The following is a 26,726-nucleotide window of genomic DNA, read 5'->3' as shown; positions in this document are numbered from 1 at the left end:
TACGATTTTACAGATAACTCCATTTATAAAGAGGTAAAAGCTGTTCTAATTTTTAATGATAAAGAGTCAATATTTAAAACTTTTTTCGGAGAACAAGAAAATGAACCCGAATTTAAAGGCAACTCCATTTTTACAGGTGGTTTAATCGATATATATCAACAAACTAACAAGACAAAAGACACACTTGCAACCTACAATTTAATAGAAGACAACAAAATATTAAAAATTAATGAAAAGATTCCCAATTTTAACTGGAAGTTAGATTTTAATGACGAAAAAAAGATTGGAAACTATATTTGTAAAAAAGCGACAACAAAATTCAGAGGAAGAGAATATACAGCTTGGTATTATGAAGACATCCCTACTTTTTTTGGACCGTGGAAATTTAGCGGATTACCTGGTTTAATTATTGAAATACACGACAACACCAAAACATTTATCTGGAAATGTAATAAAATTGAAATACCAGCAAAAGAAAACATAGTAATACCATACAAAAAATATTCATCCATCAGCATAAAAGAATATGTCTTCAAAGTTAAAGAATATATGGATGAACTAAGATCTCGTGTTAAAAGAGTATTACCTCGAGGCGCAGAAGCAAGTGTTCCTAAAAATCCAAGGCGAGGTCTTGAATTAGTATATGAATGGGAAGAATAATCACAAATTACCTATTCTAAAGAAAAAATATTATTTGGCCAATAATTGAGGGATTTGTTTATTACCCAAACATAAAAATAAACTAGTGTCGCTCACACAATAAAATAGCAAAAGGACGAAATCTAACCACACAAGTCCTTAATGGTGTAAAATAATATAATAACGATGAAAAAAATAATGTTTTCTTTAGCATTTATGCTAATCGGTTCGTTTGCTTTTGCAAATAATTCAAAAAATGTAGAAACTAAAAAAATTCAAGAAGAATCTTTTGAAATTATTTCAATACAAGAAAAACTAGTTAATCAAAAATTAGTTGGAACTTGTTTTGTTTCAATAGGCGTTTATGATGAAGATGGTAACAAATTAAAAACAATTGTCTTACAGTTTGACAATGTTAGTTCTGCTGAGGATTGTGATACTATTGCTGGAATAGTTGACGATGTTTTAAGTGGAAGATAGTTTCTTAAAGAGTTCAAGAGATTTCTTGAACTCTTTTTAATCTTTTTCTCAATTTATTCGTTATAATTTATAATCAAGCCATGAAAAAAGCAATATTCAATTTAATTCTTCTTATTTCTTTTAACTGTTTTTGTCAAAACAAGGTCATAAACATTGAATATGAAATATTTTACAATACCGATTTGCCAAATACCCAATTTGCTAATTTGTATATCAACGAGTCTACAGATGAGTCTATTTATATAAAAAAAACAAAATCTAAAGAAAGTAGAGAAATAAAAAAAGAAGAAGACAATTCATTCACAATCAAATATAGCTCAAAAAACAACAGTAATCATATGGATTTTAAAAACAACACCTTAAAATCTATAGAAAGCATTTTTGGAGACGAATATTTAATCGAAGAAAAAATACCGTTACTTAAGTGGAAATCAATTGATGAAACCAAAATGATAGATACTATTTCTGTTTCAAAAGCTGTTTGCGAGTTTCGAGGCAGAAAATACATTGCATGGTATTCATTAGATTATCCCTTAAAATATGGTCCATGGAAATTGCAAGGATTACCCGGATTAATCTTTGAAGTCTATGATGAAACAAAAAGATATAATTGGATTATAAAAAAAATAAGTCATGAATTTATTGATGAAAATAAATTCATTGTTACGATAGAAAATGCTAAAAAAATTAACATTAAAGAATATCCAAATATTAAATACAATAACAATAGTATAGACCAAAAACTATTGACAAAACTTCCTAGAGGAACTTCTATTTCTAGTTCAGAAATAACCAGAAACGGTCTTGAAATAAAATTTGAATGGGAAGAATGAAAATAGCCATCACTTTTATCGTTACGTTATTATTTTTTTCGGTTCATTCTCAAAACAAAATCACTGGAGTTGTTATGGATGAAAAATCCGAAACCATACCTTCGGCTAGCATTATCCTAAAAGATAGCTCGGAAAAAATTATTGCTTATACTTACTCTGATGCTTTTGGAAAATATTCATTAAACACTGATAAAATAGGCGAATTTATTTTATCTGCAAACTCAATGGGGTTTGAACAAAAAAAAGTTAACATCATCATCAATAACAACGAAAATAAAATTTTTGATTTTACATTAAAATCAAAAACTACCGAACTTAACGAAGTTATCATTCATGCTGAAAAGCCAATAACTATAAAAAAAGATACCATAACTTTTTTAACTTCTGCATTTCTACAAGGTAATGAACAAGTGGTTGAAGACTTACTAAAAAAAATACCTGGATTAAATATTGATGATAATGGAACAATAAAAGTAGGTAATCAAGAGATTGAAAAAGTAATGATCGACGGCGATGATATGTTCGAAAAAGGATACAAACTACTTACTAAAAATATGCCGGTAAATCCAGTCGAAAAAGTTGAATTATACCAACATTATTCCAACAACAAACACTTAAAAGGAATTGAAAACAGCGATAAAGTTGCGCTTAACTTAACCTTAAAAGAAGATTATAAACGACAATGGTTTGGAAATACAACTTTGGGCTACGGATTATTTTCTGAAAATCGATATGAAGTAAAAGGAAACTTGATGAACTTTGGTAAAAAATCCAAATACTATTTTTTAACCAACCTCAACAATATTGGCTATGATGCAACTGGAGATGTTAACCATTTAATTCGTCCATATCGTTTTAACGAACCAGCAAGCATTGGCGATGACCAATCAGCTTCTACTCTATTGAGTATAGGAATGGACAAACCTAATCTTAAACCGAAAAGAGTGAATTTCAATAATGCCGAAATGTTGTCGCTGAATAGTATTTTCACACTTTCTCCAAAAGTAAAACTAAAAACACTCGGGTTTTTAAATACTGATGAAAATGACTTTTTCAGAAACAGTTTTCAATCCTTTTCCATCGGAACAACATCATTTGAAAACACAGAAGATTTCATTGGCAGAAAAACTCAAATTACAGGTTTTGGTAAAATTGATTTGATTTATGATATATCAAAAAACAAAACACTGGAATACACTGGAAAATTTAACAAAACCAACGAAAAAAACAGAAGTAATCTATTATTTAATAACGACTTACTGAATGAAAAATTAAAAAACAACAATCAGTTGTTTGACCAAAAAATTGTTTTTACCAATAAATTCAAAGAAAACAAAGTTTTCCTTCTTTCGGGTAGATATATTAGCGAAAAAACACCTCAAAACTATTCTATAAATCAGTTTATTTTTGAAGATTTATTCCCAGAAAATGCTACTAACACCAAGCAATACAGCCAAAATAAAATGCAATTTGCAGGAGTTGAAGCTCATATTTTAGACAAAAAGAAAAACGGCGACTTACTGGAAATTAAACTTGGAAATCAATTACGAATAGACAATTTAGACACTCGCTTTCAATTGTTAAACAACGATAATTCTCTTGTTTTTCCTGATGATTATCAAAACAGATTGACTTATACCTCGAACGACTTATACTTTTCTGCAAAGTATCGTTTTAAGCTTGGCAACTATACTTTAGTCACACAATCTGATTTTCATCAGTTATTCAATCAAACCGAAAACTTTGGGCAAAAATCCAATCAAAATCCTTTGTTTATTGTACCAAAAATTGGGTTAGATTGGGAAATTAATAAGAAGAATAAACTCGTAACAACCTATTCTTATAATACAACAAATGCAAGCGTTTTAGATATTTATTCAGGTTTTGTACAAACAGGTTTCCGCTCGTTTTCTAAAGGATTAGACGAATTTAATCAATTGAATTCATCAAGCGCTATTTTGAATTATACCTTCGGAAATTGGGGCGATCGCTTTTTTGCCAATACTTTTATGATGTATTTAAAAAGCAACGATTTTTATAGCACAAATTCCGTTATTGCCCAAAACTACTCTCAATCGGAAAAGATTATCCTAAAAGACCGTGAGTTTTTATCAATTTCAACAACTATTGATTACTATTTTAAAACCATCAAATCCAATTTAAAAATCAATCTTGGAACGACAAAAACCAATTTTAAAAACATAGTAAACAATTCTAATTTAAGGGAAATAAAAAACCTGAATGCTGATTATGGATTAGAATTGCGTTCGGGTTTTAAAGGATTTTTTAATTATCATTTAGGTTCAAAATGGAATTATAATCAAGTAAAAACAACTATCGAAAACTCGTTTACCAACAATATGAGTTTTCTGGATTTATCTTTTATTTTCAACCCAAAATTCAATGTTCAATTACAAACTGAACGCTACTTTTTTGGTAATTTAGACCGAGAAAACAACAAATACTATTTCCTTGATTTAGAAACTCGTTATATTGTAAAAGAAAATAAACTAACCTTTTCTCTTTCTGGCAACAATCTCTTTAATACCAAAACATTTAGAAATTATAGCATCAACGACATTAGCATTTCTAAAACCGAATATCGATTACAACCAAGATATGTATTACTAAAAATGGAGTATCGATTTTAAGTTTTGTGACAACTACTTCACCTTCGCGTTCTTAACTGCAGGAATTGTATGAGTTTCATAACCAGCAAAATCACGCAAGTACTTTTGGATTGAAGTTCCATAAGCATCTTTTTTCACTCTTGCGCCATTGGTTTTAAAGAATTTTTTAACCGAACCAATACCACCAAGATGTGCTGCAGCTAAAATCCCCGATTCGGTGATTTTTATGCCGTTAATTACTTTACCTTCATATTTAGTAATATAATCTCGCAGTTCGTATTTGTTCTTAGAAAGCAAGGTAACAAACGCCTTTTCTTGAAGTTTTGGATTGTTCAAAAAGTGTAAACTATCGTTAACTCCAATAGATTTAAGCGTTTCTGAACCAAACTGATATTTACCTAAATAGCCAAGTGTATTGACCTTATGATATTTTCCTTGTGATTCTTTAAAAGCGATAGCTTCTTTGTAGCCAATAAAAAACTTGCCGGTAAACGGAACGTTTAAATTAGTGTAATCATCGCTTTTTTGCGACGGAAAAACATAAAGTAATCCTTCGTCATTATCAGCAAAAAACCAGTCTGAGATTTGGGAATTATGAGGTTTAAAACCTGAACTTATAAAAGCAACTGTTAGTAGGATAGAGGTGTAAAATATACCTTTTTTTATCATCAAATTTAATTTCTCAAGCGCTGTCACCGACATGAAATTTCTGGTGCAAAGATACAACTAAAAAATATAAATCTGAATATCAACCACTTAAAAATACACCCAATGAAATTTCGTTCCGCCTAAACCCTTGATTTCAAACGTTGGAGCAGGAATTTTAATCGTATTAAAAACTGTTAAAATTGTCTTAATAAAATGAGATTTTGTCTCAATTTTGGTCAAATCAACGTCCAAACTCAAGTAAAATTGGCGGTATCTTTTATCAGTAGGAAGAAAAACAGTGTTAACAAACTCATCTTTACCAGTAATCATGCCTTCTGCTCCATAACCAACAGCAACGTTTAGCCATTTTGGAACCACTTTTGAAGATTTAAAAAACGAATGAATGTTAGCCGAAAGCCAATACGTTTGCCCGTTATAATCTTTCAAAATTTGTTCCGAAAAAGAACTCCCTAAAACATTTGGTCTTGTCGAAGCATAAGGTGTTGTATGAAAGGAGAACTTCGGTACAATTCGCTGTTCATCCCAAAGTAATTCTTGTGAAACAAACAATGCTGTTCCCGAAACATTGGCAACAACATCTCCAAGCGACGCACCCCAATTTGCCGAAAATCCATCAAAAACCTCAACCGCAGTTAGAAACGTTAATCCTAATGTTGAACCATAAAGTAGTTGTGATTTTTTATCGGCACCAGACCATTTCAAAGCATTGGCACCAAAACTTCCCAAATGATAAGCCGAAAAAACATGTCCAGCTTTGTCCATTTGCAACCATTCGGCATTATCGTTAATAAAATGAAAATCAGAACGCGGATAATCGGCATACCAAGCTTGATTTAAAGCTACCAAAGTCGCTGAACCAATGACCGCTTCAGAAACAATAACGGTATTCAATCGTTTTTTATGTAAACTATCGGAAGGTTTGAAAAATTTATCGAAGTTATTTTGGGAAAAGACAGTAAAAAAATTCAATAAAAAGACCAGAAAAAAATAATTTAATTTCATCAAAGTATTTTAACTGTTTTCAATAAAAATTAAATCTAATTCCTTGATAATTTTAAAATCGGCATCTGCAGTAATAAAAGGAATATTATAATGTATTGCTGTGGCTGCAATTATCGCATCGGGTAATTTAACTTTATATTTCTGTTTTAATTGAATTGCGCTTTTCTTTATCTCTAAATTAAAATCAATTACAAAACATTGATCAATAATTTTTTGCATGTTTGACTTTTGAATTTTAGAAATACTAAAAACACCTAGCAATTCCATTTCAGAAATAAATGAAATACCAATATTGTAATCCAAAAAAGTTTCAACTATTGGATTTCCTTGAGAAGTAAATATTAAAAAGTTTGTATCTGCTAAAAAATCAATCCCATTCATTTCTCATCTTTTTTTGAATAGAAAGTGCGTCACCTTTAATTGTATTTTTACCAAAAACATTTCTTAAAGATTTTTTAGATTTAGATTTTGCAAACTTCAACAATAATTTTTCAAGTTCTATTTTGGAAGTCTTATTTTTGATGATAATCGTCATACTACTTTTTATTCAAATTTACATTTATTTAGCTAATTTTCAACTATTTTAACATTATCTTTTCGTTCCTTGAGCGTTCATCCATTCAGAATATTTTTTTGCATTTACTTGATGTGCTTCATACGTAGCGGCAAAAACATGATAACCAAATTTTTCAACACTTGCACAAAAATAAATATAGTCGTGTTTCTCGGCATTTAAAACCGCATCGATAGCATCAACATCAGGCATTGCAATTGGTCCTGGAGGCAAACCTGTATTTTGATAGGTATTATAAGGTGAAGCGATGAACAAATCGTTATACAAAACACGTTTAATCACTTGGTTAAAATCGTTGTCTCTTAATTTTAAAGCATAAATTACGGTTGGATCAGCTTGCAAAGGCATTTCTTTTGCTAATCTATTCAGATAAACACCTGCAACGGTAGGTCGTTCACTCTTTTTAGCAGATTCCTTTTGTACAATAGATGCTAAAGTTATTACTTGAACTGGAGTTAAATTAAGCGCTGTGGCTTTGGCAATTCGGTCTTTGTTCCAAAATTTATTGTATTCTTCGAGCATTTTATCTCTGAATTTTTCCGCCGAAATGTTCCAATATACTTGATAGGTATTTGGTAAAAACATGGCAAAAACGGTTTCGTTTGAAAAGCCATTTTTTTGTAAAAAAGCAGTATCTCTAAACGCCGCTAATAATTTTGTCGTATCAGGTTCAATTTGAGAACTCAATCGTTCGCAAAGATTTTCCAATCGTTCTTGATTATTAAAAGCCAAATCCACTGGAACATTTCTTCGCATCGCACCAACTATTTGAAAGGTATTCATGCCTTTTTTTAGTAAAAATCGTCCTGGTTTTACATGGTCTGGATACGAACGTAGTTTTGCCATGATTTCAAAACTGCTCATGCTTTTTACATAAGGCGAAATGATTTTCTTGGCATCGTCATAGGTTGAACCTGTTGGAATTTCAACAAAAAATTCTTCTTTTTCTAGTTGTGTATTATTAGTAAAAAAAAGAAAAAAAACAGCCAAAACGGCTACTAAAAAAAGTCCGATTATGACTTTGATGATTTTTGATTTTTGCATTGTAAACGATTTCTATTTTTGATTGATTAATTGAAATAATGCTTCGTCAGAGAATTTTCCATTGTGCAAATTCCAATCTTTTTTCACTCCTATTTTTTGAAAACCAAAAGTAGCAAAAAGTAATAAACTTGCACTATTTTCAATTCCAATATTAGCATACAATTGATGTAATTGTAATTGTTTGAACGAATACGCTATCACTAATGAAAGTGCTTCTTTTCCAAAACCCAAATTTCGATTGGCTTCATTTTGAATAATAATTCCAACGCCAGCACGTTTATTTTTGGCATCAAAATCAAATAAATCAATCAAACCAATAGCTTCCGAAGTTTGATTTTTACAAATGGCTAGACGAAGTTGTTTCGCTTCATAAATATCTTGGTGCGCATTTTCTAGGTATTGACGAATAAGGAATTTGCTATATGGCGTTTGCGTATTGCTAACTTCCCACATAGTTTCATCGTTTTCAATAGCATACACAAACTCCAAATCTTCGGGTTCGAGCGCACGTAAAAAAATAGTTTGTCCTTTTAAAGTTATCATTTATAAAAATCTAAAATCATCAATCGTTATTCTTCAATCAAAAATCAACTTCGCCTTCAAAAACAAAAGTTGCTGGACCAATTAAATGCACATTACTGTAAATTCCATTGTTTTTTTCAAAAGAGACTTCAAGTTTTCCGCCTTGAACATCCAATTCGATTGTGTTTGCTGTTGTCTTACCTATTGCATTCATAGCAATTGCAACTGCTGTTACGCCAGTTCCACATGACAAAGTTTCATCTTCAACTCCACGTTCATAAGTTCGAACTGCAAAATGATTTTCGTATACTTGTTTTACAAAATTAACATTACTTCCCGCTTTTCCATACAAATCGCTGTAGCGAATTTTGGCTCCATTAGTTGCTACATCAAAATGTTCTAAATCGTTAACCAAAGTTACATGATGTGGCGAACCTGTATTTAAAAAAACATAATCCGATTGAATATTTACTTGGTCAACATCTTTCATTTGCAGTGAAACAATTCCGTTTTCAAAAATGGTAGCATGATGCAAACCATCCGTTGCAATAAAAGTAGTTTCATTGTTAATTACGTTCATTTTTTTGGCAAAAGCTACCAAACATCGTCCGCCATTACCACACATAGAGCTTTCGTTTCCATCAGAATTGTAATAAACCATTTTAAAATCTGTCGAATTGTCATTTTCTAACAAAATCAATCCGTCAGCACCAATGCCAAAACGTCTATCGCATAATTCTTCAATTAATTTGGTATTATTTTTGGGAAAAATATTTTGACGATTATCAATCATAACAAAATCGTTTCCCGTTCCTTGATATTTATAAAACTTAATTTTCATGGCATAAAGATATAAATATTAAAGAGAAGTTAAACTCTGTTAAACGAGCGTTAAAAGATATTTGTCAGATTTGTTAAAATTATAATTTTACTTTAAAATAATTCAAAAATAGTAAGCACAATGAAACAGTTATCAAGTTTATTTTTAGTTTCTTTACTTAGCGGCGCAACCACACTTGGTGCGTACAAATTATTTATCGAAAAAGACAATCGAAATTCTATTGTTACAACTTCCACCAATTCATTTGGACGAAATGTTGGTTTGAATGGCGAGGCGGTCGATTTTACCTCAGCTGCAGAAAATGCTGTACATTCAGTCGTTCACGTAAAAAATGTTTCGGTTAGAACGGTTTATAATCCAATTTTGGAATATTTCTATGGTTCGCGTGGCGGACAACAACAAGAACAAGTTGGAACAGGTTCTGGCGTTATCATTTCGGAAGATGGATATATTGTAACCAATAATCATGTGATTAAAGATGCAACCGAACTGGAAGTTACTTTAAACAACAACAAATCTTACAAAGCAAAACTCGTTGGAACCGATTCTAAAATGGATATCGCGTTATTAAAAATTGATGCCGATGAGAAATTACCTTATTCAACTTTTGCCGATTCTGATGCGGTGAAAGTTGGCGAATGGGTTTTGGCAGTAGGAAATCCTTATAACTTAAATTCAACTGTAACTGCCGGAATTGTCTCGGCGAAAGCCAGAAATCTTGACACACGCGGAATTCAATCGTTTATTCAAACCGATGCTGCTGTAAATCCAGGAAATTCTGGCGGTGCATTGGTCAACACTCGTGGAGAACTGATTGGAATTAACACTATGATTTCCTCGCCAACAGGAAGTTATGCTGGTTACTCGTTTGCTGTTCCATCAAATATTACTAGAAAAATTATTGAGGATTTAATGGAGTTTGGAAACGTTCAACGAGGAATTCTAGGAGTTGAAGGTGGCGAATTGAACAGTAAAGTTTCACAAGAAATTGGCATCGACGATACCGAAGGATTTTATGTTGAAAATGTGACAAAAAACTCAGGAGCTGAAAAGGCAGGAATAAAATCGGGTGACATTATTAAAAAATTGGATAACCAAAAAATAAATACTTTTGCTGAACTTTCAGGTTATATCAATTCAAAACGACCAAATGATAAAGTACAAGTTACGTTTGTTCGAGATGGAAAAACAAAAGTTGTTCCAGTTACTTTGGTCAAAAAAGAATTATTCAATACCGAATTCAAAGGTTTAGAATTAGAAGATATTAATTCATCTGACAAAAAGAAATACGGTATAGAATATGGCGTAAAAATCAAAGATGTTACTAGCGATGCTTTAAAACCTTATCAAAATCAATTGAAAGGAAACATTATTTTAAAAGTTGATGATCAAAAAGCAACTGATGTAGAAACCATTTCTACTTTTTTAAATAGAAAAGGTGAAGATAAAAGCATTAGCATTCAAATGATTAATAGAATGGGACAATTATCCCAAGTCATTATCCAATAATAGTTATGTGTAAAAGCTTGAAAAAACCAATCCATTCGTGGGTTGGTTTTTTTTATTTAAAAATTTTCACGAAATCGTTTTCGTTAGTAACTTGATTATACTATTTTTGCGCCAAAATTTAATTCACACAACTAAAACTTATCTTTTTATGAGTAATCACAATTCATACGAAAAAGAATTATCCTTTCAAGCAGACCGAAGAAAGGCTGGCGTTGAACTAATTAAAATCATCAGCGATTTATGGTACGACAAATCCATTGAACTAGTTCTTTTTAGAAATCAATTAATTGATAGAAACGTTAGTGACATCATTAATTTTCACGAATATGCCTGCGAATTTGTAAACAAACCTATCAATATTTTTGATTCAGTTGAAATTGCACAAGCTATTCAAAACCTGGATTTACCGCCATCGCGAATTGATATTGGAAAATTGACTTATGAATATCATCTAGAAGATAATAAATACAACGATAGCAAAGCTTTTGTTATCGACAAATTAAAAAATGCCAAAGAATTTAAAATCCAAAAACCAAAAGACGTTGTGCTGTATGGTTTTGGTAGAATTGGTCGATTATTAGCTCGTGAAATGATGAGTAAAATTGGAAAAGGACAACAACTTCGTCTTAGAGCAATTGTAACAAGAGATAAAAACGATGCGGTTCTTTTAGAAAAAAGAGCTTCGTTGTTACGTTATGATTCAGTTCATGGTGATTTTGAAGGTTCAGTTTCTGCTGATATCGAAAACAACGCTTTGATTATCAACGGAACAACCGTTCATATTATCACAGCAAATTCTCCTGAAGAAATTGATTATACACAATATGGAATTGAAGATGCATTGGTTATCGACAACACTGGTGTTTTCACTACAGAAGAAGCGCTAAAACGTCATTTGGTATCAAAAGGAGTTAATAAAGTATTATTAACTGCGCCAGGAAAAGGCGTTCCAAACATTGTTTATGGTGTAAATCACGAAGATTTTAATCCAGATGACGTTACTATATTTTCTGCCGCTTCTTGTACAACTAATGCTATTACGCCAGTTCTTGCCGTAATTGAAGAAACGTTAGGTGTTGTAAAAGGCCATATCGAAACCATTCATGCTTATACAAATGACCAAAATTTGGTTGACAATATGCACAAAAAATACCGTCGTGGTCGTTCAGCTGCATTAAATATGGTTATTACAGAAACTGGTGCTGGAAGTGCAGTTGCCAAAGCATTACCAAGTTTAGCTGGAAAATTAACTTCAAATGCGATTCGTGTTCCTGTGCCAAATGGTTCATTAGTGGTTTTAAATCTTGAAGTTGAAAAAGAAACTTCATTAGAAGAAGTAAATTCAATTATGAAAAAATATGCTTTAGAAGGAAATCTTGTAGAGCAAATCAGGTATTCACTAAACAACGAATTGGTTTCATCCGATATTGTTGGAACGGCACAACCATCAATTTATGATAGCAATGCCACGATTGTTTCTCCCGATGGAAAAAGCATCGTAATGTATATTTGGTATGACAACGAATATGGTTATAGTCATCAAGTGATTCGTCTTGCAAAATATATAGCAAAAGTAAGACGCTACACTTACTATTAATTGAATAAAAATTATTAGTTCATATCAAATCCGCTGTAAGTAATTATAGCGGATTTTGTTTTTTAATATTTTAAGACATAATTCTCCTCAATTAGCAAAAACATCGATTTTATGCCGTTTAACCACTAAAAAATACCGATTAAAAACACCTTTTAAGAAAAAAAGTAGGGTTTTTGATAAATTATTTGTTTACTAATTGAATAAAGTTAAACATTATTCTATATTATTGTAATGTCAAAAATCAAACTCCTACTAATGAAACAATTATTTTTTAGCATTACATTGCTAACACAACTTTCTTTTGCCCAAGATAAATCAAATATTAAAACGTATAGTTTTGGTCAAAACGGCATGGAATTAATAGCAAAATCTTCAAGAGATGTTGTTATTATAAGTACATTCAATGCAAAAATGTCCATTAGAGAAGACATAGCAAAAAAAGTATATTCTCTTTACTCAGAAAATAAGTTAGAAAACAATAAAAAATACACCATTTTTGGTGAAGAAGCTAACGTAACTGGAGTTGTATAATCAGAAAGAAAAACAATCTAATTGCGGTAGATTTCTATTACGAAAAAATAGAATGGTTTTCAGGACTTGTAGAGATTTATAAAAATATATTTGGATAAAAAAAAAGCTCAACTTAAGTTGAGCTTTTTTTTAAAATCAATATTTTAAGCTTTTCCAGCTGCGATAAGATTTAAAGCTGAACCAGCTACAAACCAGCCAATTTGACTAGCATTGTAAGTATGATTTGCTAAAATAATATCTTTTGAACCATCCGCATGAACAAATTCTAACGTTAATGGTTTTCCTGGAGCAAACTCGGTTAAATCTAAGAAATTAATTGTATCGTCTTCTTGAATTTTATCATAATCTGCTTCGTTAGCAAAAGTTAAAGCTAACATTCCTTGTTTTTTCAAATTGGTTTCGTGGATACGAGCAAATGATTTTACTAAAACTGCTTTTACACCTAAAAATCTTGGTTCCATTGCAGCATGTTCACGAGATGAACCTTCACCATAGTTTTGATCACCTACAACAATACTTGGAACTCCAGCTGCTTTATAAGCTCTTTGAACCGCAGGAACTTCAGCATAAGAACCTGTTAATTGATTTTTAACTGAATTAGCTTTTCCATTGAAAGCATTTTCTGCACCAATCAACATATTATTAGAAATATTATCCAAATGTCCACGGAAACGTAACCATGGTCCAGCCATTGAAATATGGTCTGTTGTACATTTTCCAAAAGCTTTGATTAATAATTTTGCTCCGGTAATATTTTTTCCATCCCAAGCATCAAATGGTGCTAAAAGTTGTAACCTTTCCGAAGTTGGAGAAACCACTACTTCAACACCGCTTCCATCTTCTGCTGGCGCTTGAAAACCTGCATCTTCAACATCAAAACCTCTTTTTGGTAATTCATCACCATTTGGAGGTAATAATCTAACTTCTTCACCATTGTCATTCAATAACGTATCGGTAATTGGGTTAAAATCCAAACGTCCAGAAATTGCTAAAGCAGCAACCATTTCTGGCGAGGTTACAAAAGCATGCGTATTTGGATTTCCGTCAGCACGTTTTGAAAAGTTTCTGTTAAAAGAGTGAACAATTGTATTTTTTTCTTGCTTGTCTGCACCTTCTCTATCCCATTGACCAATACATGGTCCACAAGCATTGGTAAATACTTTAGTTCCCATTTTTTCAAAAGCTTCGATAATTCCGTCACGCTCAATAGTATAACGAATTTGCTCTGAACCTGGATTAATTCCGAATTCTGCTTTTGGCGTAATATTGTTTTCAACCGCTTGATTTACAATAGAAACCGCACGAGACATGTCTTCATAAGAAGAGTTTGTACAAGAACCGATTAAACCCCATTCTACTTTTAATGGCCAATCATTTGCAGCAGCTTCAGCTTTCATTTTAGAAACTGGAGTTCCTCTATCTGGCGTAAATGGTCCGTTGATATGTGGTTCTAATTCTGATAAATTGATTTCGATTAATTGATCGAAATAGTGCTCAGGATTGGAATAAACTTCGGCATCACCTGTTAAATAATCGGCAACTTTATCGGCAGCATCAACTACATCTTGACGACCAGTTGCGGCTAAATATCTTCTCATTGAATCATCGTATCCAAAAGTTGAAGTCGTTGCTCCAATTTCGGCACCCATATTACAAATAGTTCCTTTTCCAGTACATGACATATTGATAGCACCTTCTCCGAAATACTCAACGATAGCTCCAGTTCCACCTTTTACAGTAAGAATATCAGCTACTTTTAGAATAACGTCTTTTGGAGCTGTCCAACCGTTTAATTTTCCTGTCAATTTAACTCCGATTAATTTTGGAAATTTTAATTCCCAAGACATTCCCGACATTACGTCTACGGCATCAGCACCACCAACTCCAATTGCTAACATACCCAAACCACCAGCATTTACTGTGTGCGAATCTGTACCAATCATCATTCCACCAGGAAATGCATAATTTTCTAAAACAATTTGGTGAATAATTCCTGAACCTGGTTTCCAAAAACCAATTCCATATTTGTTTGAAACAGAAGAAAGGAAATCAAAAACTTCTTTTGATTGAGAATTAGCTACAGCTAAATCTTTCTCTGCACCAACTTTTGCTTGAATTAAGTGATCACAATGAACTGTTGTTGGAACAGCAACTGTCTTTTTTCCTGCGTGCATGAACTGCAACAATGCCATTTGAGCTGTTGCGTCTTGACAGGCAACTCTATCTGGTGCAAAATCCACATAGTCTTTACCTCTTACGAAGGATTGAGAAGGATTTCCTTCCCATAAATGTGAATATAAAATCTTTTCAGAAAGTGTAAGTGGACGACCAACTAAATCGCGTGCTTTATCAACACGTTCAGCCATAGTTGCGTACACTTTTTTAATCATTTCGATATCAAAAGCCATAAATATTTAGGTTATAATGTTTGCAGTGCAAATTTACGAAAACGTTATACTATATAAAACTTTTTAACTGAATAAGTTATAAAAACAACACTTATTGCGAAAAGAACAATTTATAGTATTGTTTTTTATTAAAATCTGATTTTAAAGAATATAAATTATCAAAATTTAATTTTTATCCCTAAAATCTATAATTGGCTTTTCATAAAATCGGTATAAAAATGAGCTAAAAAAGTCTTGGTAAAAATTTATACACCAAAAAAAAGGAAGAAGAAAACAACATGAAACAAAAAAACAAACCAACGGATAATAATTGCAACGCTTCGGAAGTAACAGAAGGAAAATCGTGAAACTCTGAAATCACAGCAAAAACCATATATATCGAAAAAACAGCAATTAAAGCAGCTAAGGTAAAAGCAATATATCTATTTTGAAAAAAAATCTGAAAAATTAAAACTAGCATTACTACAAGAGCAAATGAGTTAAAATATTTAATTCCAAACCAATTTTCAAGAAACCAATATGTACTTAAACCAAGTAAAAGTAGTTCGGGTAAAATCGTTAAAGCTTTTTTCATTTCTCTGTTTTGATGTATCAGAAAACGAAAAAAAAGAAAAATTAGTATCTTCTAAGCTACTTATTTTTACAACAGTTTACTTACGATTGCTTCTTCGGTAATTCCTTCGGCATCAGCTTTGTAATTTTTGATAATTCTGTGACGAAGAATTCCTGTGGCAACCGCTTTTACATCTTCAATATCAGGAGAAAATTTACCATTGAAAGCCGCATTAGCTTTAGCAGCCAAAATCAAGTTTTGTGAAGCTCTTGGTCCTGCACCCCAATCCAGATAATTTTTCACAAAATCATTTGAAAGTGGATTGTTTGGACGTGTTTTACTAACCAAACTTACAGCATATTCAATAACATTATCGGCTACTGGAATTCGACGAATTAACTGTTGGAAATCGATAATTTCTTGAGCCGAAAACAGCGGATTTACTGTTACTTTTTCATCAGAAGTGGTGCTTTTTACAACCTGAACTTCTTCGTCATAAGTAGGATAATCCAATTTAATAGCAAACATAAAACGGTCGAGCTGTGCTTCTGGCAACGGATAAGTTCCTTCTTGCTCAATTGGATTTTGGGTTGCCAATACAAAATAAGGTAACGACAATTTATAATGTTGTCCGGCAATTGTTACAGCGCGTTCTTGCATGGCTTCCAGTAAAGCAGCTTGAGTTTTTGGTGGCGTTCTGTTGATCTCATCTGCCAAAATAATATTAGAAAAAATTGGTCCTTTTATAAATTTGAACTGACGATTTTCATCTAAAATTTCACTTCCAAGAATATCCGAAGGCATCAAATCGGGTGTGAACTGAATGCGTTTAAAATCTAATCCTAAAGCTTGAGAAATAGTATTTACCATCAAGGTTTTTGCCAAACCAGGAACACCAACCAACAAGGCATGTCCACCAGAAAAAATACTCAACAAAATTTGATCAACTACTTCTTCTTGACCAATAATCACTTTGCTAATTTCTTTTTTTAGCTCTATTCTTTTTTGAACTAATCGTTCTATTGCTGCTACGTCTGACATTGTCGATATTAGATTTTAAATAGTAGATATTTGAATTGGATTTATTTTTTCAACCAATTGTTGGTAAACACACAATCTTTGTATTCACCATTAATCTTAATATAGGTTTCTTTAATTTTTTCATCACTCCATTTTCCAATGGCTTTGAACTGTTTTTCTTTTAAGGCTAAGGCTTTAATTTTGGTATAATCTTTAGCATAATCTGCGGTATGTTCTTCAATTCTATTGGTAACTGTGATGATTTTATATTTTTTTCCAGCTCTTGGATCATCATCAAGTATTGGCGATGTTACTGCGCCACTTTTTAAATTAGAAACTTCACTATACAAACTTGGGTCCATTTTGGTCAACTCAAATTTTGTATCTTGAGTTTGCGGATTGATTAAAACACCACCGTTTGCTCTAGTTTCTTTTTCGTCAGACATAGTTCTGGCTGCTTCTGCAAAAGTAATTTCGCCATTTTCAATACGCTTTTTGATTAACATGATTTTTTCCTTAGCTTCTTTCAATGCTTGATCAGAAACTTTTGGCATCATTAATATATGACGTAATTCTACTTCTTGTCCTTTAATTTTTTCTACCATAATGATATGATATCCATATTCGGTTTCAAAAGGTTCCGAAATTTCACCTTCAGCAAGCGAAAACGCTACATCCTTAAACTCTTTAACGAATTGTGTTTTTCTATTTATTTTGTAAAAACCTCCGCTCGAAGCTGAACCTCTATCGTCAGAATAAATTACGGCACGAGTTTTAAAACTTGCACCTGCTAGAACTTCTGCTTTAATTTCCTTTAATCGATTGATTATTCGCTTTTTTTCATCATCGGTAATTTTTGGAGCAATTACAATTTGAGCAACTTCCATTTCAGCACCAAAAACGGGTAACTCATCTTTTGGAATAGACTTAAAAAAAGTTCTAGTTTCTTCGGGAGTAATTTCAACTTCGTCAACAATTTTGCGTTGCATTTCAGCTGTAAGTTTGTTCACTTTGATAATTTCAAACAATTCGGTTCTTAATTCATCTTCAGTATTTTTTTTGAAATACTCAAGCGCTTTATCCATTGTTTTTAATTGCTCTAGAATATAAGCCAACTGATCATTCAATTTTTCTTTTACCTCTTCGTCTTTGATAATAATACTATCTTGAATGGCATGGTGAGCAAAAAGTTTGTCTTCCATCAGTTTACCTAACATTTGACAACGAGTAATATCTTTTACTGAAGCATTTTGAGAAAGTTCTAGAAAAGTTTTATCGATATCAGAATCTAATATGGTATAATCGCCAACAACAGCAACAATTCCGTCAACTTTTAATCTTTTTGGCGTAGTAGAAACTTTTTTAGTTTTCACACTATCCTTTATTATTTCTTGTGCATTGGTAAAAAAAACACAACAAAAAACGGCAGCAACCGCTAAAGTGAATCGGCTATTTATAAATTTCATAATCCTTGTTTTTAATGGCATCATCAGTAATTTCTTTTTCAATTTTTTTAATCAATTCTAATTTTCTTTGATTAACAATCACTTCTTTCAACGTTGGTTTAATATATCCAAATGGCGAAGCTTGTTTCTCGTCAATAACATCTGTAACTTTTATTAAATACAAATCTTGATTGTCTAAAATTTGTAGTTTTTTTCCAGCTCTAATTATTTCATCTCTGTTCTCTGGATTTACAACGGGCAATTTACTATAAACTTGTTCCATTCCAACCCAAACACTATCATTAAATGCAAATTTCTTGAACTGCAAACTATAGGTATCCCAAAACTTTTTATCCTTTTTATTGAAGTTAAAAAATTTATCTCTTATCGTTGCAAGCTTTGGATTGTCTTTATCGATAGTGATGTATCGCATTCGAACCAACGTTCCATTTGCTTTAAAATTGGCTTTGTTTTCTTTGTAATATTTTTTCAATTCTTCTTCAGAAACAATGGTATCTACGGTTTGTTTTACCATTTCTTCCAAATAAGCTTTGGTATATAAATCAATTTTGTACTGCTTAATTAAAGCGTTGTATTCCTTTTGTTTACTTTCGCTCAAATTACGTTCGGCTGCTTCAATGAGTAATTTTTGGGTTGCCCATCGGTCGATGTAATTTTGAACCATCAAAATGCTATCTTGTTTTGAAGTTCCTGCTGGAACAAGGTTCAAAAAGTCTGATTTATACAAATAACTTTTTCCAACTCTAGCTACTGATTCCGGTTTTTGTTCTTGATTGAATAACTGACAAGAACTTAAACTCAGCAACAATATGGCTAGCAGAAATCGAATCATGTATTACTTTAATTCTTTTTTTACTTTTTCAAAAACATCATTGTTAACCTTGATATTAAATTCTTTTTTCAAGTTATCAACCCAATTTTGTTCTAAATATTGTTGATATTCGTTAGTTAACTTTCCTTTGCATTCTTCTAATGTTTTTATCCCTTCTGGTAAAACCTTATCGATAACCGTGATGAAATAATATTCTCCATCTTTAACAATATCCGAAGTACCTGTTTCCAATTTTATCCCTTTTGGCAACACTTGATTTCCTTCTTCAAAAGTTCCCGAGTTACTCATTACATTTATAACATCTTTGGTATTCAGTTTGTCTTTTATTTCTTGTGCCGAGGCTTTCTTTTTAATTAAACCTTGCACTTTTTTGATAATATCTTGTTTAGTTGACGAATAAATGGTTGCTTCAACACGTTTTTTCCAAAGATGATTTACTTTGGTTTCATCATAAAACTTTTGCAATCCGATGGTGTCGTTTTTTGAACGTTCCCAAATTTCTTTTTCCATTAAATCAAAAAGCAATAATCCATCGCGGTATTCTTCCATTACAAAAGAAAACTCTGGAAACTCATTTTCTAAATTAGCGTCATAATATTGGCTCAATTGTTCGTCTATAAATCGTTCAAAAAGTACTTCAACTGCTTTACCTATAGGCTTAACTGCTATTCCTGATTTTTGTTGTTTTTCTAAAAATTCTAAAAACGTTTTACCCGAAACTGGCGTATTTTCAATTTTTAAAACTGCTGCTGTAAATGTATCTGCATTAGTTGGATAAACCCATTTGTTTTCATAGTAATCATTAGTTACTAACTTGGCTAAAGCTGCATATTCTTTAGCCTCTTTTTTAAACTTATATTTCTTTCTAAGTTTATCGTTAAGCGAAGCAGTAATTTTTTTAGAACGCTCATCGCGACCAACTTTGGTTTCAAGCTCTGGCTTCATTTCATCAAGAGTTCTAACCGGATGTCTTTCGATTAATTTAACGATATGCCAACCAAATTTTGATTGAAATGGCTGCGAAATATCGCCTGAATTTTTCAATGAAAAGGCTACGTTTTCAAATTCTTCTGAACTCAATTGCCCTGAACCAAACTTGTTTAAAACGCCACCTTTTCCAGATGACGATTTGTCTTCGGAGAATTGCTTAGCTAAATCTTCAAATTTTTCGCCTTGATTGATTTTTTTATAAATATCATTAATGGTATTTTTAGCTTTTTCTTGATCGGCATCTTCTGGCTTTGGATTTAAAGTCATGATATGAGCAACGGTAACTTCGCCTCGATTTGGACGAATATCATTTACTTTTAAAATATGGTATCCAAAACGAGTTCTGATAATTTTAGAAACTTGACCTCTTGGAGTTGTAAAAGCTACATTTTCAAACGGATAAACCATTCTAAAAGCAGAAAAATAACCTAAATCGCCTTTGTTTTCTTTGGCCGATGGATCTTCAGAAAGTTGAGAAGCCAATTCTTCAAAGCTTTCACCTTTGTCAACTCGAAGTTTGATGTCTTGAATTTTTTTGTAGGCTTTTAAAGTGTCTTCTGGTGAAGCGCTTTCGTCAACTAAAATCAAAATATGCGCTGCTTTTACTTCTTTTTGTAAACGATTATAACCTTCTTCAATCAGTTCCTGAGTAATTTTTGTATCGTTAAAATAGTTTTTGGCTAACTGAGAACGATAAGATTTCAATTCATTTTGATAGGTCGAATTGTTTTGCAAACCTAACTTGTAAGCTCGATTTACTTTTAATTTGTAACCAACAAAAAGTTCCAAATATTGATTTAAGTCTTTTTGCGATTCATCTTTTACTAAATCTAAATTCTTTTTGTAAACTCTCGAAAATTCGTCAGTATAATAAGGTTTGTCATCAATAGTGAACAATACTTCTTTTGTGTTTTTTTGTGCATTGGCAGTGAAAGCCGAAAAAAATAAAAATCCGAAAAGCAGTTGTTTTAATTTCATTCTTAATTTCTTTTATCTAAAAAGTTTAATTCTAAAATGTTGTTTGATTTTTCAAAGTAACAATCAACAAAAGTAACAATTCAATCACATTATACAAGAAAGTGACTTACTATTAACAAAAATTTATTAACACATTTTTTGCTTTATAAAATCTTATCGTGCCTATAATTTTAATTACTGAAAAAATAAGTAGTATTTTTGCAACCAATTTGAAAAAAAATCATGAGTTTTTTAAAAGAAATACAACGCAGAAGAACCTTTGGAATTATTTCGCATCCCGATGCCGGAAAAACAACTTTAACTGAAAAATTACTACTTTTTGGTGGTGCTATTCAGGAAGCTGGTGCGGTAAAAAACAATAAAATAAAAAAAGGTGCTACTTCCGATTTTATGGAAATTGAACGTCAAAGAGGAATTTCAGTGGCAACATCGGTTCTAGCATTTAATTATAAGGACAAAAAAATCAACATTCTGGATACACCAGGTCACAAAGATTTTGCCGAAGATACCTTTAGAACATTAACCGCTGTTGACAGTGTTATCGTAGTAATTGACGTAGCAAAAGGTGTCGAGGAACAAACGGAGAAATTGGTTGAAGTTTGTAGAATGCGAAACATTCCGATGATTGTTTTTATAAATAAGCTTGACCGTGAAGGAAAAGACGCTTTCGATTTGATGGACGAAGTGGAGCAAAAACTTGGGTTGAGCGTTACGCCTTTGAGTTTTCCAATTGGAATGGGTTATGATTTTCAAGGAATTTACAATATTTGGGAGAAAAACATCAATCTTTTTAGTGGCGATAGTCGAAAAAACATTGAAGATACCATCGCATTTTCAGACATTAACAGTCCTGAATTAGAAAAAATTATTGGCGAAAAACCTGCTACAAAACTTCGTGAAGAATTAGAATTAATTGACGAAGTGTATCCACCATTTGAAAGAGAAAAATACCTTGATGGAACCTTGCAACCAGTATTTTTTGGTTCGGCGTTGAATAATTTTGGTGTTAGAGAATTATTAGATTGTTTTATCGAAATTGCTCCATCACCAAGACCAAAAGAATCAGAAACCCGATTAGTAAATCCAGAAGAAGAAAAACTAAGCGGTTTTGTATTTAAAATTCATGCGAATATGGATCCAAAACACCGCGATAGATTGGCATTTGTCAAAATAGTTTCAGGAACATTTGAACGAAACAAACCATACACGCATGTTCGTTTGAACAAAAATCTGAAATTTTCTAGTCCAAATGCATTTTTTGCTGAGAAAAAAGAGATTGTTGATATTTCTTATCCTGGCGATATTGTTGGGCTTCACGACACTGGGAATTTCAAAATTGGCGATACATTAACCGAAGGCGAAATCATGAGTTTCAAAGGAATTCCAAGTTTTTCTCCAGAACATTTTAGATACATCAACAATGCCGATCCGCTAAAAGCAAAACAATTAGACAAAGGAATTGACCAACTAATGGACGAAGGTGTTGCGCAGTTGTTTACGCTGGAAATGAATGGAAGAAAAGTAATTGGAACCGTTGGGGCACTTCAATATGAAGTTATCCAATACCGATTAGAACACGAATATGGCGCAAAATGCAGTTATGAAAATTTCCCCGTTCACAAAGCGTGTTGGGTGAAACCAAATGATGCCAAAAGCGAGGAGTTTAAAGAATTCAAAAGAATTAAACAAAAGTTTTTAGCACATGATAAGTATGGTCAATTAGTTTTCTTAGCCGACTCTGACTTTACCATTCAAATGACACAATCGAAGTTTCCAAATGTAAAATTGTTCTTTACATCGGAATTTGAGTAATTTTAACTAAAAAATTTCACAGTTTGAAAATGATTACTATATTTACACTCTGAAATTCAAGATATATGAAAAACATTTTCAAGTTATACCTTTTGTCATTCTTTTTACTATCAGACTTTGTAATGTTTGCTCAACCAGGTGATGATGACGGTGGTGGTGGTCTTGAAGACGTAGATCCAGCACCTGCCCCAATTAATAGTAAATTAATTTACCTAGCAGCACTAGGAGTTCTGTTTGTATTGTATAAAAAAAATAAGAAAACAGTTTAATAAAATATAAATTAAAAAATCCCGCTAATAAAATTAGCGGGATTTTTTTTACCTTGTCTTGTCCTGAAAAAATTAACTAAATAACAAATAAAATGCCAACAAAAAAACCTGCCATAAAATGACAGGCTTTTTTAGTAATAAATTATTATAATTTATCTAATCACTTTTTTAGTAACTATTGAACCATCAACAGTTTTAATTTGTACAAGCAATACCTCGTTAGACAATCCTGCTGTAATGGTAGTTTGAGCAGCATTGATCCCTTGTTTTTCAACCAACAATCTTCCTCTAACATCAAATACTTTTACAGTACCCATTTCAAAGTTTCCAGTAGTAATTACAAAATCATTAACTTGGTTTTTATAAATAACAACTTGTTTTTCGGTTAACACTGGAGTATCAATCCCCAATGCGCTATCTCTATAAACCACTTCAAATCGATTAGCAAAACTTCCCGCTTCCGAAGTAAAACTGTAAGCGCCTTGAGATAAATTATGTAAACTTGAAAATAAATTATCTTTTAAATAAATAGATTGTCCATTAGCAAACACACCTCTCGAACGATCAATAGCAATACTATAACTACCTGTAGCTTCAACTTTCAAATGCATAGGAACAACATCAGTATCAACAAAAGCAGCCTTACCTTGAATTCCATACTCTTGACCATCAATTAAAGAACTCAAGCTTACTTGTGAAGTACCAACATTTTTACCATCATAACGGTCTAAACCATTAGAAGCATAATCTTTATAACTTACAACCGTTTGAGAAAATGCACCCTCAGCATTCGTTAAATTCAACCAATAAACATCTTGCGTGTTGTTTTGACGGAAGAATTGATTAGCAGTATTAGCTACTCGCTGACCATTATTAAATACTAAAGCAGTTCCAGCTCCAGTAGCGTCAACAATAAATCCTTGACCAGTTCTAATCACGTTTTGTGGATCAAAAACTTGCGATTGACCATTACTTTGGAACAATCCATCGTTCCATTGGCAGTAAGCATTATTAGATGTATTTCCATTAGTCTCTCTCCAAAAATACAATGAAGTAGTAATGTTAGCAGCATTATCATCTACAAACGTTTCCATACTAATTGGCGAAGGATAAGGGTTACCTACTAAGTTAAATCCAGTTCCTGCCAAACTCATTGTATAAGTAATATCACCACTGTTTGGAACACCAGCAAACTGTCCAGCAAAAACAGTTGGAGCCGTTGGATGATTCCATGGCGTACGAATTAAATAGCCTTTTGCAGTAGCAAACAAAACATTATTAGTATCAGTACCATTAATTCCATTTGGTGCAACTAGTGGCGATGGTAATTGTAATCCTGTCAAATTAAACCCAACGGAGTTGCTATATAAATTAGTACTAGTGTTATAAGTATAAAAACGATTTGGCAACGTAGTTGGCGAAAAAGCATACAACCCTTGTCCAGCTACTGGCGATGACCAAAGCGTATAATCTTGTCTTAAAATAGCGGAGCTATTTCTTCTAACAGTTATAGAACCTGTGTTTAAATTTGAAGTTCCACCTTGCATCAACACTCCATTGTTTTCAACCACAACAGCACTTGAAGTCAATTCATTCTTCAAAGCACCTACTACAGTAACTACATCACCCGAACTAACCGTTAAAGAACCTCCTGTAGTTACCGTCAATGATTTTGCAGTAAACTCACCATCATCTGCGGTAACATAAGTATCAGCTATTACAGCATCAATAAGATTAGTTGGTCCACTTACATTAGACCATGCACCACCAGTCCAAGTAACCGGAGCATAACCTGTAGTAGCCGAAATTTCATTTGAATTAGCAGTTTCAACCAAACCACTAATAGCGCGAACTACATAGTAATAAGTAGTACCTTCATCCAATCCTGTAACGTTATAAGAAGTTGTATTTCCTACATTTTCATTTTGCAGAAAATACACAACGGAAGTTCCACCATCAAAAGTATGCGAACCAAGACCTGAAAATGTGTCTGTTGCAAAACCATTCCACTCTGTTGAAGGAGTAAATGTCGAAGGATTAACAGTCACACCACCTAAAACAGAACTTTTCCTTCTAATAGTATTATCTGCTGTACTAATAACACCTGTTCCCCATTCACTTCCTGGATCTTGACCAATCTTACCAATAATGTCGATTTCAACTGCTCCACTAGCAATCGTGGTTCCTGTTACATCAGCAGTGTTATACAAAGCCAAAGCATCGTTTCCATTGAAGTTTAAAGCACCACTATTACTAGTCAAATCAGCAAAACCAAGTAAAGTTGCTCCTGAACTACTGTTTGCTACTACATAGGTTTCACCATCTGCAATAGTTCCACTCAATACTAAAGCAAAGCGTGTACCTGTTGTTCTTGTAGCTCCATTATTAAATTGAACAAGAGTATAGTTAGACAAATCAACACTAGCACCTGTACCATTATAAATTTCAATAGCTTTATTATTACTTGAACCTTCAACATACTCTGATATAAATATATCAGTAGCTACAACATTATCTTTTGTATAAACATCTATTTCATAACTTGTTGCACCGACTACAGCATTCCAATTAGCAGTAAATGAACTAGTACCTACACTCGTTGCAGCAGTTGCTACAGGAGCAACTACAGTTCCAGTACCTGTAATAGCAAAACTATAAGTCCCTTCATTGGCATCATTGCTATCAATCAATACAGTATTAGTATCAACACCAGCTACCGAAGGAGCAAACGTAATTTGAAAAGTAGTAGAACTACCTACACCTACTGGAGAAGTTGGCTGTTGAGTAACACTAAATCCATCTACCTGATCTAACAATACAGCCGGAGAACCTAAAACTAAAGGAGCATCGCCTGTATTTTGAATAGTATAAGTTCTAACAATAGTGTTTGTAGCACCTATTGAACCAAAATCGGTATGATCAGCTAAAGCTGGCGTAACATCTCCACTAACAATCGAAACGGCATTACCCGTTACATTAATCTCTGGTTGCGGAGCAATACCAAAACCAGTAATATCAAAAGTATATACACCTTCATCAGCATCATTACTACCTATTAAAACCGTGTCATTCAAAGCACCATTAGCCGAAGGGTCAAAAGTAATCTGAAAAGTAACTGAACCCGCAGGAGCAACTGTTGTGCTTGATGGCTGCGCAGTAACCGTAAAATGAGTACCATTAAGAAGTACTACCGGAGTAGCATCAAGAGTTAAAGTACCTGTACCTGTATTTTGAATAGTAAAGGTTCTAACTACAGAACCACTACTCGTAGTAACCGAACCAAAATCAGTATGATCAGCTGTAGATGGAGTAACATCGCCATCGACTATAGTAGTCGAATTACCTTGAACATTAATCTCTGGAGTAGCTACAAAACCAACCCCAGCAATAGCAAAAGTATATTCTGCCTCATCAGCATCATCACTTTCAATTACAAGTTCATCGTTAAAAGTTCCTGCCGAAGCCGGATCAAATGTAACTTGGATTGTAGTACTACCAGCAGCAGCAACACTCGATGCTGGCGCACT

At 32.6% G+C, this 26,726-nt stretch carries 23 protein-coding genes; 9 read left to right on the top strand and 14 right to left on the bottom strand.

Annotated elements, in window-relative coordinates:
- The 4 genes from IAI56_RS10715 to IAI56_RS10700 form a co-directional block, all read left to right on the top strand.
- Positions 1-660 (top strand): GLPGLI family protein (locus tag IAI56_RS10715; protein WP_187657868.1); only part of this gene is annotated, 660 nt, incomplete at its 5' end.
- Positions 661-825: 165 nt separating this feature from the next.
- A complete protein-coding gene (locus IAI56_RS10710; protein ID WP_187657867.1) occupies positions 826-1,119 on the top strand; it encodes a hypothetical protein in 294 nt (97 codons plus the stop codon).
- A gap of 80 nt (positions 1,120-1,199) precedes the next feature.
- Entirely contained in the window at positions 1,200-1,952 is a 753-nt protein-coding gene (locus IAI56_RS10705) for a GLPGLI family protein (protein WP_187657866.1), read from the top strand.
- Positions 1,940-4,603, top strand: a complete 2,664-nt coding sequence (locus IAI56_RS10700) for a carboxypeptidase-like regulatory domain-containing protein (protein WP_187657865.1) — start codon at positions 1,940-1,942, stop codon at positions 4,601-4,603. Before IAI56_RS10705 ends, IAI56_RS10700 begins: the two co-directional genes overlap by 13 nt.
- Positions 4,604-4,615: 12 nt before the next feature.
- Here IAI56_RS10700 and IAI56_RS10695 read toward each other — a convergent pair whose 3' ends face one another.
- The 7 genes from IAI56_RS10695 to dapF all read right to left on the bottom strand — a co-directional run bounded on the left by IAI56_RS10695 (position 4,616) and on the right by dapF (position 9,234).
- Positions 4,616-5,251: a peptidoglycan-binding protein LysM gene (locus IAI56_RS10695; RefSeq protein ID WP_169522973.1), complete on the bottom strand. Its 636-nt coding sequence runs from the start codon at positions 5,249-5,251 to the stop codon at positions 4,616-4,618.
- 87 nt (positions 5,252-5,338) lie between these two features.
- Positions 5,339-6,253 carry a DUF2279 domain-containing protein gene (locus IAI56_RS10690; protein WP_187657864.1) on the bottom strand — a complete coding sequence of 305 codons (915 nt, stop codon included), beginning with the start codon at positions 6,251-6,253 and terminating at the stop codon, positions 5,339-5,341.
- A 9-nt stretch (positions 6,254-6,262) separates the two neighbouring features.
- Positions 6,263-6,634, bottom strand: a complete 372-nt coding sequence (locus IAI56_RS10685) for a type II toxin-antitoxin system VapC family toxin (protein ID WP_187657863.1) — start codon at positions 6,632-6,634, stop codon at positions 6,263-6,265.
- Positions 6,621-6,788: a hypothetical protein gene (locus tag IAI56_RS10680; RefSeq protein ID WP_169522971.1), complete on the bottom strand. Its 168-nt coding sequence runs from the start codon at positions 6,786-6,788 to the stop codon at positions 6,621-6,623. The genes IAI56_RS10685 and IAI56_RS10680 overlap by 14 nt, the downstream gene beginning before the upstream one ends.
- A gap of 54 nt (positions 6,789-6,842) precedes the next feature.
- A complete protein-coding gene (gene mltG, locus IAI56_RS10675) occupies positions 6,843-7,871 on the bottom strand; it encodes an endolytic transglycosylase MltG (protein ID WP_187657862.1) in 1,029 nt (342 codons plus the stop codon).
- Between the two features lie 12 nt (positions 7,872-7,883).
- On the bottom strand, positions 7,884-8,414 hold the full coding sequence (locus tag IAI56_RS10670; RefSeq protein WP_187657861.1) for a GNAT family N-acetyltransferase: 531 nt from the start codon (positions 8,412-8,414) through the stop codon (positions 7,884-7,886).
- 37 nt (positions 8,415-8,451) lie between these two features.
- On the bottom strand, positions 8,452-9,234 hold the full coding sequence (gene dapF, locus IAI56_RS10665) for a diaminopimelate epimerase (RefSeq protein ID WP_187657860.1): 783 nt from the start codon (positions 9,232-9,234) through the stop codon (positions 8,452-8,454).
- A gap of 120 nt (positions 9,235-9,354) precedes the next feature.
- On the opposite strand from dapF, the gene IAI56_RS10660 reads away from it, so the two are divergent.
- The 3 genes from IAI56_RS10660 to IAI56_RS10650 all read left to right on the top strand — a co-directional run bounded on the left by IAI56_RS10660 (position 9,355) and on the right by IAI56_RS10650 (position 12,871).
- Positions 9,355-10,743 (top strand): S1C family serine protease, encoded by a 1,389-nt coding sequence (locus IAI56_RS10660; protein WP_187657859.1) that lies wholly within the window; start codon positions 9,355-9,357, stop codon positions 10,741-10,743.
- 148 nt (positions 10,744-10,891) lie between these two features.
- Positions 10,892-12,340 (top strand): glyceraldehyde-3-phosphate dehydrogenase, encoded by a 1,449-nt coding sequence (locus IAI56_RS10655; RefSeq protein ID WP_187657858.1) that lies wholly within the window; start codon positions 10,892-10,894, stop codon positions 12,338-12,340.
- Between the two features lie 255 nt (positions 12,341-12,595).
- Entirely contained in the window at positions 12,596-12,871 is a 276-nt protein-coding gene (locus tag IAI56_RS10650) for a hypothetical protein (RefSeq protein WP_187657857.1), read from the top strand.
- A 143-nt stretch (positions 12,872-13,014) separates the two neighbouring features.
- Here the strand turns inward: IAI56_RS10650 and IAI56_RS10645 are convergent, their stop codons facing one another.
- The 6 genes from IAI56_RS10645 to IAI56_RS10620 all read right to left on the bottom strand — a co-directional run bounded on the left by IAI56_RS10645 (position 13,015) and on the right by IAI56_RS10620 (position 21,118).
- On the bottom strand, positions 13,015-15,279 hold the full coding sequence (locus tag IAI56_RS10645) for an aconitate hydratase (protein ID WP_187657856.1): 2,265 nt from the start codon (positions 15,277-15,279) through the stop codon (positions 13,015-13,017).
- Between the two features lie 223 nt (positions 15,280-15,502).
- Positions 15,503-15,853, bottom strand: coding sequence for a hypothetical protein (locus tag IAI56_RS10640; protein ID WP_187657855.1), 351 nt, complete (start codon positions 15,851-15,853; stop codon positions 15,503-15,505).
- 66 nt (positions 15,854-15,919) lie between these two features.
- Positions 15,920-16,873 (bottom strand): AAA family ATPase, encoded by a 954-nt coding sequence (locus IAI56_RS10635; protein WP_187657854.1) that lies wholly within the window; start codon positions 16,871-16,873, stop codon positions 15,920-15,922.
- Between the two features lie 41 nt (positions 16,874-16,914).
- Positions 16,915-18,339, bottom strand: coding sequence for a peptidylprolyl isomerase (locus IAI56_RS10630; protein ID WP_187657869.1), 1,425 nt, complete (start codon positions 18,337-18,339; stop codon positions 16,915-16,917).
- Entirely contained in the window at positions 18,302-19,150 is an 849-nt protein-coding gene (locus tag IAI56_RS10625; protein WP_187657853.1) for a peptidylprolyl isomerase, read from the bottom strand. Before IAI56_RS10625 ends, IAI56_RS10630 begins: the two co-directional genes overlap by 38 nt.
- Positions 19,151-19,153: 3 nt before the next feature.
- Positions 19,154-21,118 carry a peptidylprolyl isomerase gene (locus IAI56_RS10620; RefSeq protein ID WP_187657852.1) on the bottom strand — a complete coding sequence of 655 codons (1,965 nt, stop codon included), beginning with the start codon at positions 21,116-21,118 and terminating at the stop codon, positions 19,154-19,156.
- A gap of 222 nt (positions 21,119-21,340) precedes the next feature.
- On the opposite strand from IAI56_RS10620, the gene IAI56_RS10615 reads away from it, so the two are divergent.
- Complete coding sequence (locus tag IAI56_RS10615) at positions 21,341-22,930, top strand: peptide chain release factor 3 (protein WP_187657851.1); 1,590 nt, start codon at positions 21,341-21,343, stop codon at positions 22,928-22,930.
- 65 nt (positions 22,931-22,995) lie between these two features.
- Entirely contained in the window at positions 22,996-23,199 is a 204-nt protein-coding gene (locus IAI56_RS10610; protein ID WP_187657850.1) for a signal peptidase, read from the top strand.
- 152 nt (positions 23,200-23,351) lie between these two features.
- Here IAI56_RS10610 and IAI56_RS10605 read toward each other — a convergent pair.
- Positions 23,352-26,726, bottom strand: a 3,375-nt coding sequence (locus IAI56_RS10605) for a choice-of-anchor D domain-containing protein (RefSeq protein ID WP_187657849.1), incomplete at its 5' end; no start/stop codon positions are given.

Source organism: Flavobacterium macrobrachii, from assembly GCF_014486675.1.
GTDB lineage: Bacteria > Bacteroidota > Bacteroidia > Flavobacteriales > Flavobacteriaceae > Flavobacterium > Flavobacterium macrobrachii.
Note: the sequence above shows the minus strand (reverse complement) of the source record. Positions and strands in the feature narration are given on the sequence as shown.

Coding starts and splice junctions, on each gene's coding strand:
- IAI56_RS10710 (WP_187657867.1), top strand. CDS start 826: ATGAAAAAAATAATGTTTTCTTTAGCATTTATGCTAATCGGTTCGTTT.
- IAI56_RS10705 (WP_187657866.1), top strand. CDS start 1,200: ATGAAAAAAGCAATATTCAATTTAATTCTTCTTATTTCTTTTAACTGT.
- IAI56_RS10700 (WP_187657865.1), top strand. CDS start 1,940: ATGGGAAGAATGAAAATAGCCATCACTTTTATCGTTACGTTATTATTT.
- IAI56_RS10695 (WP_169522973.1), bottom strand. CDS start 5,251: ATGATAAAAAAAGGTATATTTTACACCTCTATCCTACTAACAGTTGCT.
- IAI56_RS10690 (WP_187657864.1), bottom strand. CDS start 6,253: ATGAAATTAAATTATTTTTTTCTGGTCTTTTTATTGAATTTTTTTACT.
- IAI56_RS10685 (WP_187657863.1), bottom strand. CDS start 6,634: ATGAATGGGATTGATTTTTTAGCAGATACAAACTTTTTAATATTTACT.
- IAI56_RS10680 (WP_169522971.1), bottom strand. CDS start 6,788: ATGACGATTATCATCAAAAATAAGACTTCCAAAATAGAACTTGAAAAA.
- mltG (WP_187657862.1), bottom strand. CDS start 7,871: ATGCAAAAATCAAAAATCATCAAAGTCATAATCGGACTTTTTTTAGTA.
- IAI56_RS10670 (WP_187657861.1), bottom strand. CDS start 8,414: ATGATAACTTTAAAAGGACAAACTATTTTTTTACGTGCGCTCGAACCC.
- dapF (WP_187657860.1), bottom strand. CDS start 9,234: ATGAAAATTAAGTTTTATAAATATCAAGGAACGGGAAACGATTTTGTT.
- IAI56_RS10660 (WP_187657859.1), top strand. CDS start 9,355: ATGAAACAGTTATCAAGTTTATTTTTAGTTTCTTTACTTAGCGGCGCA.
- IAI56_RS10655 (WP_187657858.1), top strand. CDS start 10,892: ATGAGTAATCACAATTCATACGAAAAAGAATTATCCTTTCAAGCAGAC.
- IAI56_RS10650 (WP_187657857.1), top strand. CDS start 12,596: ATGAAACAATTATTTTTTAGCATTACATTGCTAACACAACTTTCTTTT.
- IAI56_RS10645 (WP_187657856.1), bottom strand. CDS start 15,279: ATGGCTTTTGATATCGAAATGATTAAAAAAGTGTACGCAACTATGGCT.
- IAI56_RS10640 (WP_187657855.1), bottom strand. CDS start 15,853: ATGAAAAAAGCTTTAACGATTTTACCCGAACTACTTTTACTTGGTTTA.
- IAI56_RS10635 (WP_187657854.1), bottom strand. CDS start 16,873: ATGTCAGACGTAGCAGCAATAGAACGATTAGTTCAAAAAAGAATAGAG.
- IAI56_RS10630 (WP_187657869.1), bottom strand. CDS start 18,339: ATGCCATTAAAAACAAGGATTATGAAATTTATAAATAGCCGATTCACT.
- IAI56_RS10625 (WP_187657853.1), bottom strand. CDS start 19,150: ATGATTCGATTTCTGCTAGCCATATTGTTGCTGAGTTTAAGTTCTTGT.
- IAI56_RS10620 (WP_187657852.1), bottom strand. CDS start 21,118: ATGAAATTAAAACAACTGCTTTTCGGATTTTTATTTTTTTCGGCTTTC.
- IAI56_RS10615 (WP_187657851.1), top strand. CDS start 21,341: ATGAGTTTTTTAAAAGAAATACAACGCAGAAGAACCTTTGGAATTATT.
- IAI56_RS10610 (WP_187657850.1), top strand. CDS start 22,996: ATGAAAAACATTTTCAAGTTATACCTTTTGTCATTCTTTTTACTATCA.